The 15,937-nt window shown below is 36.9% G+C and carries 18 protein-coding genes; 6 read left to right on the plus strand and 12 right to left on the minus strand.

Annotation, left to right across the window (positions count from 1 at the left end; genetic code table 11):
* Positions 1-32: 32 nt before the first annotated feature.
* Positions 33-440, plus strand: coding sequence for a 50S ribosomal protein L17 (rplQ, locus tag FIT79_RS01135; protein ID WP_139866912.1), 408 nt, complete (start codon positions 33-35; stop codon positions 438-440).
* A 70-nt stretch (positions 441-510) separates the two neighbouring features.
* Here the strand turns inward: rplQ and rpmG are convergent, their stop codons facing one another.
* The 4 genes from rpmG to coaBC form a co-directional block, all read right to left on the minus strand.
* On the minus strand, positions 511-666 hold the full coding sequence (gene rpmG, locus FIT79_RS01140; RefSeq protein WP_139866914.1) for a 50S ribosomal protein L33: 156 nt from the start codon (positions 664-666) through the stop codon (positions 511-513).
* 9 nt (positions 667-675) lie between these two features.
* The gene (gene rpmB, locus FIT79_RS01145; protein ID WP_046487024.1) at positions 676-912 is read right to left on the minus strand and encodes a 50S ribosomal protein L28; all 237 of its coding nucleotides are present in this window, start codon (positions 910-912) and stop codon (positions 676-678) included.
* A gap of 84 nt (positions 913-996) precedes the next feature.
* The gene (gene dut, locus FIT79_RS01150) at positions 997-1,449 is read right to left on the minus strand and encodes a dUTP diphosphatase (protein WP_139870011.1); all 453 of its coding nucleotides are present in this window, start codon (positions 1,447-1,449) and stop codon (positions 997-999) included.
* A gap of 1 nt (position 1,450) precedes the next feature.
* Positions 1,451-2,632, minus strand: a complete 1,182-nt coding sequence (gene coaBC / locus FIT79_RS01155) for a bifunctional phosphopantothenoylcysteine decarboxylase/phosphopantothenate--cysteine ligase CoaBC (RefSeq protein ID WP_223259641.1) — start codon at positions 2,630-2,632, stop codon at positions 1,451-1,453.
* Between the two features lie 142 nt (positions 2,633-2,774).
* Between coaBC and FIT79_RS01160 the strand changes: the two genes are divergently transcribed.
* Positions 2,775-4,772, plus strand: a complete 1,998-nt coding sequence (locus FIT79_RS01160; RefSeq protein ID WP_139872316.1) for a carbon starvation CstA family protein — start codon at positions 2,775-2,777, stop codon at positions 4,770-4,772.
* 27 nt (positions 4,773-4,799) lie between these two features.
* Entirely contained in the window at positions 4,800-4,958 is a 159-nt protein-coding gene (locus FIT79_RS06775; RefSeq protein ID WP_190238388.1) for a CstA-like transporter-associated (seleno)protein, read from the plus strand.
* Here the strand turns inward: FIT79_RS06775 and lgt are convergent.
* Complete coding sequence (gene lgt / locus FIT79_RS01170) at positions 4,955-5,722, minus strand: prolipoprotein diacylglyceryl transferase (RefSeq protein ID WP_139875361.1); 768 nt, start codon at positions 5,720-5,722, stop codon at positions 4,955-4,957. The two genes, FIT79_RS06775 and lgt, sit on opposite strands and share 4 nt — an antisense overlap.
* A gap of 63 nt (positions 5,723-5,785) precedes the next feature.
* On the opposite strand from lgt, the gene ilvD reads away from it, so the two are divergent.
* The 3 genes from ilvD to FIT79_RS01185 all read left to right on the plus strand — a co-directional run bounded on the left by ilvD (position 5,786) and on the right by FIT79_RS01185 (position 8,956).
* Positions 5,786-7,639, plus strand: coding sequence for a dihydroxy-acid dehydratase (gene ilvD, locus FIT79_RS01175; RefSeq protein WP_139875362.1), 1,854 nt, complete (start codon positions 5,786-5,788; stop codon positions 7,637-7,639).
* Between the two features lie 8 nt (positions 7,640-7,647).
* On the plus strand, positions 7,648-8,547 hold the full coding sequence (locus tag FIT79_RS01180) for a D-hexose-6-phosphate mutarotase (RefSeq protein WP_139870015.1): 900 nt from the start codon (positions 7,648-7,650) through the stop codon (positions 8,545-8,547).
* Between the two features lie 88 nt (positions 8,548-8,635).
* Positions 8,636-8,956, plus strand: coding sequence for a c-type cytochrome (locus tag FIT79_RS01185; protein ID WP_139866928.1), 321 nt, complete (start codon positions 8,636-8,638; stop codon positions 8,954-8,956).
* A 30-nt stretch (positions 8,957-8,986) separates the two neighbouring features.
* Here the strand turns inward: FIT79_RS01185 and FIT79_RS01190 are convergent, their stop codons facing one another.
* Genes FIT79_RS01190 through dusB form a run of 7 tightly spaced genes read right to left on the minus strand, consistent with a single transcriptional unit; the run spans position 8,987 to position 15,935 of the window.
* Positions 8,987-10,402, minus strand: coding sequence for an amino acid permease (locus FIT79_RS01190; RefSeq protein ID WP_139866930.1), 1,416 nt, complete (start codon positions 10,400-10,402; stop codon positions 8,987-8,989).
* Entirely contained in the window at positions 10,395-11,303 is a 909-nt protein-coding gene (hemF, locus tag FIT79_RS01195) for an oxygen-dependent coproporphyrinogen oxidase (protein ID WP_139875363.1), read from the minus strand. The genes FIT79_RS01190 and hemF overlap by 8 nt, the downstream gene beginning before the upstream one ends.
* A 1-nt stretch (position 11,304) precedes the next feature.
* Positions 11,305-11,847 (minus strand): L-threonylcarbamoyladenylate synthase type 1 TsaC, encoded by a 543-nt coding sequence (gene tsaC / locus FIT79_RS01200; RefSeq protein ID WP_189508952.1) that lies wholly within the window; start codon positions 11,845-11,847, stop codon positions 11,305-11,307.
* Position 11,848: 1 nt separating this feature from the next.
* Positions 11,849-13,120: a phosphoribosylamine--glycine ligase gene (purD, locus tag FIT79_RS01205; RefSeq protein ID WP_139871026.1), complete on the minus strand. Its 1,272-nt coding sequence runs from the start codon at positions 13,118-13,120 to the stop codon at positions 11,849-11,851.
* 3 nt (positions 13,121-13,123) lie between these two features.
* The gene (purH, locus tag FIT79_RS01210) at positions 13,124-14,683 is read right to left on the minus strand and encodes a bifunctional phosphoribosylaminoimidazolecarboxamide formyltransferase/IMP cyclohydrolase (protein WP_139875364.1); all 1,560 of its coding nucleotides are present in this window, start codon (positions 14,681-14,683) and stop codon (positions 13,124-13,126) included.
* Between the two features lie 2 nt (positions 14,684-14,685).
* The gene (locus FIT79_RS01215; RefSeq protein ID WP_139866940.1) at positions 14,686-14,925 is read right to left on the minus strand and encodes a helix-turn-helix domain-containing protein; all 240 of its coding nucleotides are present in this window, start codon (positions 14,923-14,925) and stop codon (positions 14,686-14,688) included.
* A complete protein-coding gene (gene dusB / locus FIT79_RS01220; protein WP_139866942.1) occupies positions 14,925-15,935 on the minus strand; it encodes a tRNA dihydrouridine synthase DusB in 1,011 nt (336 codons plus the stop codon). The genes FIT79_RS01215 and dusB overlap by 1 nt, the downstream gene beginning before the upstream one ends.
* Between the last annotated feature and the right edge of the window lie 2 nt (positions 15,936-15,937).

A 15,937-nucleotide genomic window follows, 5' to 3' on the forward strand; every position in this document is an offset into this window, starting at 1 on the left:
TCATTAAATAAGAAAAATTTGAGGGTAAGAGTATGCGTCACGCAAATGGTCATAGAAAACTAAATAGAACGAGCAGCCATCGACAAGCAATGTTGAGAAATATGGCTACCTCTTTGTTAAAAAACGAGATTATTAAAACTACATTACCAAAAGCTAAAGAGCTTAGAAAAGTAGCCGAACCTCTTATTACATTAGCAAAAAATGCAACCTTATCTAATAGACGTCTAGCCTTTAGCCGTTTAAGAGATAGAGACATTGTCACTAAGTTATTCGCTGAGCTAGGCCCGCGATATAACACAAGAAAAGGTGGCTATTTAAGAATATTGAAGTGTGGCTTCCGAGATGGGGATAATGCGCCTATGGCTTTTGTTGAGCTTGTAGATAGGCCCATTGTTGAGGTTGCAACACCTGCTCCCAAAGAAGAGGCAGTAGCAGAATAAAGTATTATTAGATAAATAAAAAAAGCCAGCTAATGCTGGCTTTTTTTATTGTCTTTGTTAAAGCTTAAAATTATTTAATTTTTGCTTCTTTATAAACTACATGCTTTCTAACAACGGGATCAAATTTTTTGATTTCCATTTTATCAGGCATGGTTCTTTTGTTTTTTGTTGTGGTATAGAAATGTCCAGTACCAGCACTAGACTCTAATTTGATTTTTTCACGCATATTTATTCCTTAAATTTTCTGGCCAGCTGCACGCATTTTTTTAACAATAACATCAATGCCTAGCTTGTCGATTGTTCTGAGCGCTGCATTAGTAATTCTCATTGAAACCCAACGATTCTCGGTCTCAACCCAAAATTTACGGTTTTGTAAATTAGGTAAAAAGCGTCTTTTGGTCTTGTTATTGGCGTGAGATACGTTGTTTCCAGACATTGGTTTTTTGCCGGTTAATTGACATACGCGAGCCATAATTTAAATCCTTTATTTGTTACAATAATTTCGAAAAAGAGTGCTATTAAACCACATAACCCACTGTCTTTTCAAGTGAATTCGTTAGTTTTTACCTGTACTTCCAAAGCCGCCCTCACCTCTTTCTGTCTCAGGAAATTCGGCTACAAGGTTAAATTTAGCCTGGATAACCGGCACGATGACTAGTTGTGCGATACGCTCCATAGGGTTGAGTAGAAAGGCGTTCTCGCCACGATTCCAGCAAGAAACTAGCAATTGACCTTGGTAGTCTGAGTCTATTAAGCCTACCAAATTACCTAAAACGATACCATGTTTATGCCCTAAGCCCGACCTAGGAAGGATAAGCGCTGCATAAGCAGGATCCTTAATAAATATTGAAATACCAGTGGGTATAAGAAATGTTTCACCTGGATTAATCGTTTGTATATGCTCGGTACATGCTCTTAAATCAAGACCTGCTGAACCCGGCGATGCATAATTAGGCAGCATTTCTTCGATTCGCTTATCCAAAATTTTAAAATCAATTATTAGGCTCATTTTATTTGTCCGAATTTATGCGATGGGCTATTTCTTTTAAGATAACTTTTGCTGCAACTATTTTATTTGATTTTGGCACATCAATAACATCGTTTTTACTAATTATGGAAACTTTAGTATCTTGTAAGCCCATAGATTCATGAATTAAATTTGCCACAATTAAATCCAAATTTTTCGTCTTTAGTTTCTTTTGTGCATTTTCAATAAGATTTTCACTTTCTGCAGCAAAGCCTACTTTAAAGATTTTATTTTTAGATAACCCCACTTCTTTCAGAATGTCTATTGTAGGCTTGAGTTGAAGTGTCATATCTAAATTATTTTTTTTCAATTTCCCATTAAATATTTCTTTAGGTGTGTAATCAGAAACGGCTGCAACACTTATAAAAATATCTTGGTCATTGATATGCTGAAGGACAGCTTTATGCATCGAATGCGCATCTCTCGCATCAATCACATTTATATTTTCTGAAAAATCTTGATTGCCTGACGTGATTACAGTGACTGATGCGCCCATAGATTCTGCAGTATTGGCGATTGCAGAGCCCATATTGCCAGAGCTAAGATTTGTAATAGCTCTTACGTCATCTATCATTTCAATTGTGCCACCAGACGTTATTAATATTTTTTTGTTTTTGAGGATTTTAGGCGTGAGATGATTTTGAATTGATCTGAACAATTCTTCAGTATCTATCATTCTTCCAAGCCCTATATCACCGCAAGCCTGAGCCCCTGAATCGGGACCAAAAAATAACACACCATCTTTTTTTAATTGTGAAACATTACGTTGGGTAGCTTCATTGGTCCACATACGAATATTCATGGCAGGAGCAACGGCAATCGGACAAGCTCTTGCTAAGCACAAAGACGATAAAAGGTCATCAGCAAAACCATGCGTTAATTTGGCTAAGAAATTAGCGCTGGCAGGTGCAATAAGAATGAGATCGTAATCTCTTGATAGCTCTATATGAGACATCCCATTATTAGCATTACTTTTCCATAAACTTGTTAAAACTTCTTTGCCAGAAAGAGCCTGAAATGTAAGAGGTGTTATGAAATGACTCGCAGATTCAGTCATCACAATTTGAACATCGAAATCATTTTTAACAAGAAGACGAGTTAATTCAGCTGCTTTATATGCAGCTATACCCCCTGTAACGCCGATGATTATTTTATTAGATGCCAAGATAAGATTTACGCAGTCGAGATGAATTTAGTTATTTTAATTTTTATTAATTGCATATAATTAATAGATTGAATGGGAAGTCAGTATATCAAAGATATATAAGGCAATAAATTAATTTAGATATCAGATTGGATACATTGTGATTAAAAAATATTTTAAAAATATAGTTTGGATTCTTCTTGCTTTATTGGGGGCTTTAGCATTTTCAACAATTGCACTTAGCCGCAATGAGAGTATCAACGCCGTTTGGTTTATTACGGCTGCTGTATGCATATACATGATTGCTTATAGATTCTACGCAAGCTGGATTGCAGCAAAAGTTCTAGTCATTGACGAGCATAGAAAAACACCAGCTCTAAGACTGCAAAATGACAAAGACTTTATTCCTACAGATAAGTGGATTGTATTCGGCCACCATTTTGCTGCGATTGCTGGACCAGGTCCTTTGGTTGGTCCTACGTTAGCAGCCCAGTTTGGTTATCTTCCTGGCATGTTATGGATTTTAATAGGTGCTGTATTAGGAGGTGCTGTTCAAGATATGACCACATTATTTTTTTCGACGAGACGCAACGGAAAAAGTTTAGGACAAATGGCAAGGGATGAGATTGGTGTAATTGGTGGAACTGCTTCATTGATTGGCACATTTTTAATCATGGTTATTTTGATTGCTGTTTTAGGGTTGGTAGTTGTAAATGCTATGAAGCATAGCCCTTGGGCAACGTCGACAGTTGCCGCAACAATACCTATCGCAATTTTTATTGGGATTTATTTAAGGTCTATCAGGACAGGTAGAGTCCTTGAGGCCTCATTAATTGGATTCGGATTATTACTTTTGGCCGTTTTTGCTGGAGGATTAATTGACCATTCCCAGACGCTACGAACTTATTTTGATCATGATAGTTTGACGTTGGCATGGGCTATTATTTTTTACGGCTTTGCAGCAGCAGTGCTTCCAGTTTGGCTTTTGCTAGCGCCAAGAGACTATCTATCGACATTTGTAAAATTAGGTACAGTGATTGTTTTAGCGGTTGCGATTATAACCCTGCAACCAGAAATAAAAATGCCAGCCCTGACCCAGTTTACAGACGGTACAGGCCCTATTTTTGGTGGCAGTCTATTTCCTTTTGTTTTTATTACCATCGCGTGTGGATCAATTTCTGGATTCCACTCTTTAATAGCTTCAGGCACAACACCTAAACTATTGGACAATGAAAAATATATTCCAATGATTGGATATGGCGCGATGCTTTTAGAATCTTTCGTAGCTATTATGGCCTTAATAGCAGCAACAGTATTGGAACCAGGCATCTTTTTTGCAATTAATAGCCCTGTGGGAGTTGTTGGATCAGAAGCTGTCGATGCCATTCAAAAAATAAACTCATGGGGATTTAAAGTGACAGTTGAGGAAATGGAATTGCTTGCAAAAAATATGGGTGAAACATCACTTTTTGCTAGAACAGGCGGAGCCCCTTCATTAGCCGTGGGTATGGCAAATATATTTGGCAAGGCATTTGGTACAAACTTATTAGCGATGTGGTATCACTTTGCCATCATGTTTGAGGCAATATTTATTCTCACTACATTAGATGCAGGCACTCGTGTTGGAAGATTTATGTTACAGGATATGATTGGCAACATTTACCCGAAGTTTGGTCAAACTTCATGGATGCCATCAATTATTTTAAGTAGTGCAATCGTTGTAAGCTGTTGGGGGTATTTTTTATACATTGGCGTGATAGATCCTAATGGCGGTGTAAATATTCTGTGGCCTTTATTTGGTATTGCGAATCAAATGTTGGCAGCGATTGCATTATCTGTAGGCACTGGCATTCTTATTAAATCGAACAAATTAAAATACGCTTGGGTCACTGGACTACCTTTAATTTGGTTAATTATTGTGACCACTACTGCTGCTTATCAGAAAATATTTAGTCAAGATATTAGAGTTGGATTTCTAGCAGCAGCTAGAAATCTGACAGATAAAATAAATACAGGGCTCATCGAGGACAGTAAAATTTCCATTACTCATCAGCTAATTTTTAATCAAAAACTAGATGCTTTTATTACTCTCTTCTTGCTTATTATTTTGTGGACAGTAGTGATTGATATGTTAAGAATCTCATTTTTCAAAAAGAATTAATAAGCCATGCTAAGAGCAATTAAATTAATGTATGCATTTTTACGCAGATTATCAGGAGATGATCTCTATGATCTTTATTTATTGAATCATAAGCGGTGTTTAAAAAAACATAAGCTCATGAGTAAAAAGAATTTTTATCAAGCAACGCTTGATAAAAAATGGAGTGGTATAAAACGTTGTTGTTAGCTTTTTTTAAACAAATAAATGCCAGCAATGAGCATTGGAATAGACAGCCACTGACCCATTGAAAGATTAAGGAATAGCAGCCCTAGGAAATGATCAGGCTCTCTTGTAAATTCAATTAAAAATCTAAAAGTTCCATACAGTATCAAAAAAACAGCAGATATCTGACCCGTTTCCCTTTTTTGTTTTGAATACAACCAAAGCGCTATCAATAGAATAAAACCTTCAAAAAAGCTTTCGTAAAGTTGAGAAGGGTGTCTTGGCATACTGTCCACATTAGGAAAGATCATGCCTAAGAAAAATTGTGTGGGTCTTCCCCATAGTTCTGCATTAATAAAATTTCCAATTCGACCAAATACAAGCCCAAGAGGAACTAAAGGCGCAATGAAATCTAAAACTGATAGCAAAGATACTTTATATTTTTTAGCCAAAAGTATCATGGCAATAACTACACCTAAAAATCCCCCATGGAATGACATGCCACCTTTCCATAATGCAATGATCTCGGTCGGATCTTGAACATAGTATTGCAGTTGATAAAATAAGATATAACCTAATCGACCGCCTGCAATAACGCCAATAGCACCATAAAAAAAAGCATCATCCAACATTTTTTCATTCCAGGATAACCATGGACGCGTTCTGATTTGAACTTTACCTAATTGAAGAAATCCCACAAAAGCCAAAAGATACATAATTCCGTACCAATGAATTTGAAACGGTCCAAGATTAACTGCTACAGGGTCTATTTGGGGATGAATAAGCATAAGTTTATTGTCATTATAAGTTAAAATAATTGTTTAAATTGATTGTAATTTTAAGAGGTCATTATGCCCGTATATCGCTCTAAAACGACTACTCATGGCAGGAATCAAGCTGGTGCCCGCGCACTCTGGCGTGCCACAGGCATGAAGGATGGTGATTTTACAAAGCCAATTATTGCAGTTTGTAATTCATTTACACAATTTGTTCCAGGGCATGTTCATTTAAAAGATATAGGACAGCTTGTAGCAAGAGAAATTGAAAAACATGGCGGTGTTGCAAAAGAGTTTAATACCATCGCAGTAGATGATGGGATAGCTATGGGGCATGACGGAATGTTATACAGCCTTCCAAGCCGAGATCTAATTGCGGATAGCGTCGAGTATATGGTTAATGCTCACTGTGCAGATGCCATTGTTTGTATATCTAATTGCGATAAGATAACGCCCGGTATGCTTATGGCAGCCCTAAGAATTAATATTCCCGTAGTCTTTGTTTCAGGTGGCCCTATGGAAGCGGGTAAGGTCAATTGGAATAATGAAATCAAAAAATTAGATTTAGTGGATGCAATTGTTGCTGGCGCCGACCCGAAAGTATCTGATAAAAATTCTGATGAAATCGAACGGTCAGCATGTCCAACATGCGGTTCTTGTTCAGGCATGTTTACAGCAAATTCAATGAACTGTTTAACCGAAGCCTTAGGATTAAGTCTGCCCGGAAATGGAAGTACTCTAGCTACGCATGCAGCTAGAAAAAAATTATTTCAAGAGGCTGGAAGAGTTATTGTTGATTTAGCGAAGCGATATTACGAAGGTGAAGATGAAAGTGCATTACCTAGAAATATTGCAAGTTTTAAAGCTTTTGAAAATGCAATGACTTTAGATGTGTCTATGGGAGGCTCAACAAATACGGTTCTTCATTTGCTTGCGGCAGCCCACGAGGCTAAAGTAAATTTCACGATGAAAGATATAGATCGCATTTCAAGAAAAGTGCCTTGCTTAGCAAAAGTAGCGCCTGCCACAGATAAGTTTCATATGGAAGATGTTCATAGAGCAGGGGGTGTGATGGGTATTTTAGGAGAACTTGACCGTGCAACTCTAATTCATAGAGATGTTCCAACTGTCCATTCAAAAAGTTTAGGCGAAGCAATAGACCATTGGGATATTGTGACGACCAAAAATGAAGAAGTTAAAAACTTTTATCGTGCAGCTCCAGGAGGCATACCCACTACAATCGCATTTAGTCAAAGTATGCTCTACCCAACCTTAGATGATGATAGAACTGCTGGTTGTATTAGAAATAAGGAAAATGCTTATAGCCAAGATGGCGGACTAGCAGTTTTGTTTGGAAATATTGCACGTAATGGCTGCATTGTTAAAACAGCAGGTGTTGATGAGGGGATTTTAAAATTCAAAGGACGCGCGCGTATTTTTGAATCACAAGATGAGGCTGTAGAAGCTATTTTGGTGGGTAAGATTATTGCAGGTGATGTTGTTGTCATCACATATGAAGGGCCAAGAGGCGGGCCTGGTATGCAAGAAATGCTCTATCCAACTGCCTATCTAAAATCGAAAGACCTCGGAAAGGTTTGTGCTCTTTTAACTGATGGTAGATTTTCTGGTGGAACTTCAGGGCTGAGTATTGGACATGTATCACCTGAGGCTGCTGAGCAAGGCGAGATCGCATTAATTGAAGAGAATGATCATATTGAAATCGACATCCCAAATCGAACAATTAATTTAATGATTGATGATGCAACTCTGATTCAAAGAAAAAATAAGATGAATGCCAAGGGCAAGAATGCTTGGAAACCTAAACCAAGAACAAGAAAAGTTTCTCAAGCATTAAGAGCTTACGCATTGATGACCACAAGCGCAGATAAAGGTGCTATTCGTGACATTTCAAAGTTAGAGGAAATTTAATTTTTAAAATGATAAGTGAAAAAAATATATCAGCAGCTCAAAGTTACAAAATTACACAAAATGAAATTGGTTTAAAATTTATTACGATTGATAATGAGCTTGCTTCAGCAAAGATTGCGCTTCAAGGTGCTCACATTATGCAATGGAAGCCACATGATGTAAAAAATGAAGTGCTCTGGCTTTCAAGCAACGCGAGATTTATGCATGGAAGATCTATTCGGGGCGGCGTGCCTATTTGTTGGCCATGGTTTGGCGCCCATCCTACAGACGGAAGTTTTTGTCCGCATGGATTTGCTAGAGTTATTCCATGGCGCATTAATGAGATTATTGATTTGGAGAGTGGGGCAACTAAAGTGACACTTGTTATGCTTCCTACCCCCGAAGTGAATAGACAGCTTTCATATCAATTTAATTTAGAATTCTCTATCACGATTGGTAGTTCAATCCACCTTGATCTTAAAACAACAAATTTATCTGAACAACCTTTCTTAATTGGTGAGGGATATCACACTTATTTTGAGATAAGTGATATTGAAAATATTGAAGTGACTGGATTGGAAAATAAAATCTATTCAGACAAAGCTAGGGGGTATAAAAAATTCACTCAAGAAGATCAAATTAAATTTGATGCTGAATTCGATAGAGTTTATTTAAATACAAAAGATACATGTGTGATTCATGACCAAGGGTTTAGTCGGAAAATTACCGTACAAAAACAGAACAGTGAATCAACAGTTATTTGGACTCCGTGGGATAAAAAAGTTAAAACTATGGTTGATATGGGCACTGAACATGAATGGAAAAAAATGATCTGTGTGGAAACTGTTAATGCACTGGAAAATAGCGTTATGGTCTATCCAAATCAGTCTCATAACCTAATAGCCGAGTATTTAGTTCAGGAATATTAAGAGTCTAATTTTGTTTAAATTGCTTTTAATTTGAATAAGATTAGGAGTATCATAACAATCGCAAAATCAATTTAAGGGTGGAAATAATATGAAATCAGTAATTTTAGGTATTGCAATGATCGGTGCGTTCTTAGTAAATCAAGCTCAAGCCGCAGATGCTAAAGCTGCTGAAGCATTGGCTCAAAAAAGCGGATGTTTAGCTTGTCATGGTGTAGAGAAGAAAGTTCTTGGACCATCTTACAAGGATGTCGCAGCTAAATATAAGAGCGACAAAGGTGCTGAAGCGAAATTAGTAGCTAAAGTAAAAGCTGGTGGTAGTGGTGTTTGGGGTCCGGTTCCAATGCCGCCTCATCCTCAAGTTAAAGATGAAGATATTAAAACGATCGTACAATGGGTTTTATCGCTTTAATCAAGTTTTAAACTTAAATAAAAAACCGGCTTAGGCCGGTTTTTTATTTAAGTGACTATGTTTTATTGAATAAGTAAAGTAAAAAACAATCCCAATAAACACCCAAATCAAAAATCTTCTCCAAGTTTCATGGGGCAAGAAAAACATTAAGGCGCCACATGAAAAGATTCCCAAGAGTGGAATAAGGGGATGCCATTTATTCTTGAAAGTTGCTTTATTATTTTTGTGAAGTTTACGTATAAAAATGACTCCCAGAGAAACAATCACAAAAGCAGCTAATGTTCCAATATTAACAATTTCAGCTAAAGTGCCCAGCGGTATAAAACCAGCAATTAATGAGATGATCAGCCCGCAAAAAACAATAACTTTCACAGGGGTGTTGGTATTTTTATTTACCTCAGATAAAGCATGAGGAAGCAATCCATCTCTACTCATTGCGAAGATAATTCTTGTTAAGGCGTAGTAAAGAACAAGCATTACAGTTGTGAGCCCGGCAATAACACCAGTAGCGACAACTGCAGAGGCCCATTGAAAGCCTATTTTTTGGAGCGCATAAGCCACAGGCGAAGATACATTAAGTTCTTGATATGGAACAACGCCTGTAAGTAATAATGAAACAATAATGTAAATCACAGTACAAAAAGCAAGTGAACCAATAATGCCTTTGGGCAGATCCCTTTGTGGATTGATTGCTTCTTCAGCGGCAGTTGAAACTGCATCAAAACCAACGTACGCAAAAAATACCAATGAAGCGCCAGCGAGAACACCAACGGTTTTTCCATCAGGTAATGTCGAAAACCATCCATAAGGCATAAAGGGATGCCAGTTAGCTGGATTTACATTAAAGATAGCAACTGAAATAAATAATGTGATGGTTAGAAGTTTAATAAAAACCATCGCAGCATTAAATTTAGCACTTTGCTTTGCGCCGACAATAAGTAAGGACATCATGATTAATATAATGACCATTGCAGGAAGATTGACTAAACCTCCCAATGAAGGGGCTTTTGATAATGACTCCGGAAGACCAAGACCCATAGCGGTCAGAGCATTATTAAAATAGCCAGACCAGCCATTTGCAACTGCAGCAATAGACATTCCGTATTCCATTAGCAGAATCCACCCCATAATCCATGCAAAGAATTCACCAAAGGCAACATAACTATAGCCATATGCACTTCCACAGCCACCAATCGAAGATGAAAGTTCTGCATAAGCTAAAGCTGCAAAAGCACAAGCAAAGCCCGATACTATAAAAGATAAAATGACTGCAGGGCCAGCTTGGTTAGCGGCCGCAATACCGGTTAAAACAAAAATACCGGTGCCAATGATGCATCCTATACCAAGTAATGTAAGGTCTAGCGCACTCAAACATTTTTTTAAATGCGCTGGATGCTTATGGTTAATATTTTTTTTTCTAAGAATTTTTTTAAATAGATTATTCATGATTCAGCCAATCTTTATTCGTTAAAAAATATGTATATAATTTTTCTTCTTTACTGCCTGGATCTGGTTTCCAATCATATTTCCATTGAACCATTGGTGGCATTGACATTAAAATTGATTCAGTTCTACCGTTAGATTGCAAACCAAACAAAGTGCCACGATCAAATATTAAATTGAATTCTACATAACGACCGCGTCGATATAACTGGAATTCTCTTTCTTTCTCAGTGTACTGAATATCTTTTCTTCTTTGCAGAATGGGCAGATAAGCGTTTAAAAAAACATCACCCACCGATTTATTCAAACTAAAAGACTTATCAAGACCTAAGCGATTAAAATCATCATAGAAAATACCGCCAATCCCTCTAGGCTCTTTGCGATGCTTTAGATAGAAGTATTCATCACAATTCTTTTTAAATTCCAAATAAAAGTTTCTATCATATGAATCGAGCATAGTTTTAAGTGTCTGATGAAAATGAATTGCATCTTCGTCGAAGCCGTAATAGGGAGTGAGATCCATACCACCGCCAAACCACCATATATCTTCATAGCCTTCTTTTTTTGCAATAAAAAATCTAACATTCATATGCACTGTCGGCGCATATGGATTTTTAGGGTGAAAGACTAGCGATAACCCCATAGCCTCCCATTTTCTATCTGCCGCCTCTGGATGACTAGCGCTTGCCGATCTGGGCAACTTGTCACCTAAGACATGTGAGAATCCAACGCCAGCTCTTTCAAATACGTTACCATTTTCTAAGAGACAAGAAGTTCCACCGCCACCTTCTTTTCTTTGCCATGAGTCATTAATAAAATTTTTTCCATCAACAATCTGAATTGTTTCGACAATCTTAGTTTGAAGGTTATTAAAGTACTCAAAAACTACATTTGAATTAATCATATTATTTTCTAATTATTCTTTTACTAAAAAAATCTTGGATCGTTGTAGGTTTTTTTTCACTACCAATATTTCCTTTAATGATCTTTACTTTATCTCCATATAAATTTTTACATGCCCTAAGAGTTTTGATGGATTGTTTATGGCTTAAATTAGCACTTGTTGAGGTGATTGGAAAGTTGATTGAATTTAATAAATTCAAAGTGCTTTTAATTTTAGGAAGTCTTATAGCAATGTTTTGACTGCTACCCCTTAACCATAAAGGGCAATAATTAGACGCAGGGACTAACCAAGTATGAGGCCCAGGCCATTTATCCATCATTTCTTTTTTTTGTTTCTCTGACAGATCTCGCATATATGCACGCAAATGATTTATCTTGGAGCTAATTAAAATAAAACCTTTTGACCGGGCTCTTTTTTTTAAACATATAATTTTTTCTACCGCATATTTATTTTTTGGATCACAACCCAATCCATAACACGACTCAGTAGGGTAGGCTATAACGCCACCTTGTTTTAGATATCGGATTAAGCGTTGATTAGCCAATTTAATTATTATTTAATGCTCTGTAACCTATATCTTTTCGATATTGGACACCATTAAATTTAACAGTATTGATAGCCTCATACGCTTTAAATTGTGCTTCTTTGACAGAGTTACCAAGTGCAGTGACAGCTAAAACTCTTCCGCCGGAAGTAAGAAGCTTATTATCTTTGTATACAGTACCTGCATGAAAAATATAGCTGTCAGGAATAATTCGATCTTCAATATGAATTTCATCGTTTAGCCTTGGAGATTCAGGGTAACCTGCTGATGCTAAAACGACAGCTAGCGCTGTTCTTGTATCCCATTCAATTTCTAATGAATCAAGATGTCCGAGAGCTGCTTTGTATAGCATTTCAAACAAATCACTTTTCAGCCTCATGAGAATGGGCTGTGTTTCAGGGTCACCCATACGGCAATTAAATTCTAATGTTTTTACATCGCCCTTTTTAGTTATCATGAGACCTGCATAAAGAAATCCAGTAAAAGGAATACCATCTTTAGCCATACCATAAATAGTGGGGGAGATAATCTCTTCCATGACTTTAGAATAAATTTCGTTAGTTACTATAGGAGCTGGAGAATAAGCCCCCATCCCCCCTGTGTTAGGGCCCATATCATGATCTAAAAGCCTTTTATGGTCTTGACTTGTAGCAAGCGGTAGAATTGTTTTGCCATCACATACCACCATAAAGCTAGCTTCTTCACCCTCAAGAAATTCTTCGATCACAACTTTAGCCCCTGCATCACCAAATTTATTGTCTACAAGCATAAAGTCGATTGCTTCATGAGCTTCTTCGACTGTCATAGCAACAATGACACCTTTTCCAGAAGCCAAACCATCAGCCTTGATCACAATGGGCGCGCCATGCTCAGCAATATATTGATGTGCTTCATCTGGCATTTTAAATGTTCTATATTTTGCAGTAGGAATGTTGTGCCTATACATGAAGTCTTTGGCAAAATCCTTAGAGCTTTCAAGTTGAGCAGCTTTTTGAGTAGGCCCAAAAATATTCAAATTTTTAAATCTAAATAAATCAACAATACCTTTAGAAAGCGGTAGCTCCGGGCCAACAACAGTCAGATCAATTTTTTCTTTAATTGCAAAATCTGAAAGAAGATTAATATCGGTTAGATCAATATTTTTGAATTTTGGATTGAGATAAGTGCCGCCATTGCCTGGTGCAATAAAAATAGCACTTACTTTGATACTTTGAGAAAGTTTCCATGCCATTGCATGTTCTCTGCCGCCACTTCCAATGACAAGAACTTTCATAAATTAATGCCTAAAGTGACGATATCCAGTAAATAACATGACGAGACCTAATTCATCGGCAGCAGAGATAACTTCTTCATCTCTAAGGCTTCCGCCAGGCTGAATAACACATTTTGCGCCAGCCGTGGCAAGCACATCAATACCATCCCTAAAAGGAAAGAACGCGTCTGAAGCGACCACTGAATTTATTAAATCGAGATTTGCATTTTGAGCTTTGATCGATGCAATCTTGGTACTGTCTACTCTGCTCATTTGGCCTGCACCGATTCCTAATGTTTGATTATTTTTACAAAATACAATCGCATTTGATTTGACATATTTAGCGACGCGCCATGCAAAAAGCATGTCAGCCATTTGTTCTTGGTTAGGCTTGAGTTTAGAAACTATTTTGCAATGATCCATATCGATATTGAAATTATCTGGCGATTGAACGAGCAAACCGCCACCAATTTTTTTTAATTCAAAAGCATTGAAGTTGTTATCCAAAGTTACCTCTAGCAATCGAATGTTTGGTTTTGATTCAAATATTTTAAGTGATTCGGCCTCGTAAGAGGGGGCGATTACAACTTCCACAAATTGCGAAATAATTTGAGATGCAGTATTTTTGTCTAACGCTGTATTGCAAGCAATAATGCCGCCAAATGCAGAAGTTGGATCAGTTGAAAATGCTTTCTTATAAGCATCTAATAAGTCCTTAGAAGAGCCTACTCCGCATGGGTTGGCATGTTTTACGATTACGCAAGAAGGAAGCTTAAAGCTTTTAACGCATTCCCACGCTGTATCTGCGTCATTTAAGTTATTGTATGAAAGCTCCTTGCCTTGTAATTGTTTAAAGCTTGCTAATGATCCTTTGGTTACTATTTCATCAACGTAAAACGATGCACTTTGATGCGGATTCTCGCCGTAACGTAAATCCATCTTTTTATTAAATGCGAGGTTAAGTTTTTTAGGGTAAGTTACATTTTTATTTGTATCTAGTCCATTAAGATAATTTGAAATAGCTAAATCATATTTGGCAGTATGTTCAAAAGCTTTTTTAGCCAAAATAAATCTACATTCCAGATTAAGGGCGCCATCATTTTTCCTTAATGCATCTTCAATCATTTTATAATCCGAACTATCAGTTACTACAGCTACACCATTATAATTTTTGGCTGAAGATCTAATCATTGCTGGACCGCCGATATCTATATTCTCAATAGCTTCAGATAGCGGACAGTTTTCTTTGGATATTGTCGCTTCGAATGGATATAAGTTCACTACCACCAAATCAATTAAAGGAATATTAGATTTAATCATCGTTTGTAGATGTTTTTCGTCATCTCTTTTTCCGAGAATGCCGCCATGTATCTTTGGATGAAGTGTTTTTACTCTACCGTCTAACATTTCAGGGAAGCCAGTGTAATCACTGACCTCAATGACAGGAATATTATTTTCAGCAAATAATTTTGCTGTACCCCCAGTAGATAAAATTTCAACGTTGTACTTAATTAGTATCTTAGCGAAATCGATAATGCCTTTTTTGTCTGATACGCTTATAAGGGCTCTTTTTATTTTAATCATAACTAGATATCAATTTTATGTTGTTTTAACTTTTTTCTGAGTGTGTTTCTATTAAGACCAAGAATTTCTGCAGCCTTACTTTGGTTGCCTTTTGAAATGCCCATAATATAAGTTAATAGTGGCTTCTCTACGATACCAATGACCATATCGTAAACATTCGTGGGATGTTCGCCATCCAAGTCTTTGAAGTATTGATCTAAAGACTCGTTTACACAATCCGGAATATCTGTTTTCTTTTCCATTAAGCTACCAACATTTCTTCTTCATACTTTATATATGGGGATTCGATTGAAAGAAAATTAAAATAATCTTCGATTGTTTTAATTTGAGCATCGATTGTTTCAATTGTATTCATATGGTGTCTAAAATTTGCAGAATTTTTTAATCCTTTTGTGTACCAAGAGATATGTTTTCTAGCAATTTTTAATCCTGCGTTTTCACCATAAAAATCATAAAGCTCCTTCACATGAGCAATCGTTATATTTTTTATTTCATAAGTGGACGGGTTATCTAAATGCTTTCCTGTTTTAAGATAGTGATCAATTTCTCTAAAAATCCAAGGTTTACCTTGGGCAGCTCTTCCGATCATTACTCCATCTACACCGGTGTAATCTAAAACAAATTTAGCTTTTTCTGGTGAAGTAATATCACCATTCGCAATAACGGGAATTCTGACTGACTGTTTTACTTCGGCGATGGTGTCATATTCTGCATCACCCATGTACAAACAAGCTCTTGTTCTGCCATGAATAGCTAATGCTTTAATACCAATGTCTTCGGCAATTTTTGCAATTTCTATCGCATTACGATTTTTAGTGTCCCAACCAGTTCTTATTTTTAATGTGACAGGAACATCTACAGATTTAACCACGGAAGACAATATTTTTTGTACAAGCGGTTCATCTTTAAGAAGTGCTGATCCTGCCATGACATTACATATTTTTTTCGCAGGACAGCCCATATTGATATCGATAATTTGAGCGCCATGATCTACGTTAAATTGAGCTGCTTCAGCCATCATTTTTGGATCAGCGCCAGCAATTTGAACTGAAATTGGATCTACTTCACCTTCGTGATTGGCGCGACGAAGTGTTTTTTCGCTGCCGTATAGAAGAGAATTTGATGTCACCATTTCACTTACCGCCATGCCAGCGCCAAACTTTTTACAAAGTTGACGGAAAGGACGGTCTGTGACGCCTGCCATGGGCGCGACTACGAGATTATTTTTAATGGAAATGGAACCTATTTGCACTG

It is taken from the genome of Candidatus Methylopumilus universalis, assembly GCF_006365315.1.
Lineage (GTDB): Bacteria > Pseudomonadota > Gammaproteobacteria > Burkholderiales > Methylophilaceae > Methylopumilus > Methylopumilus universalis.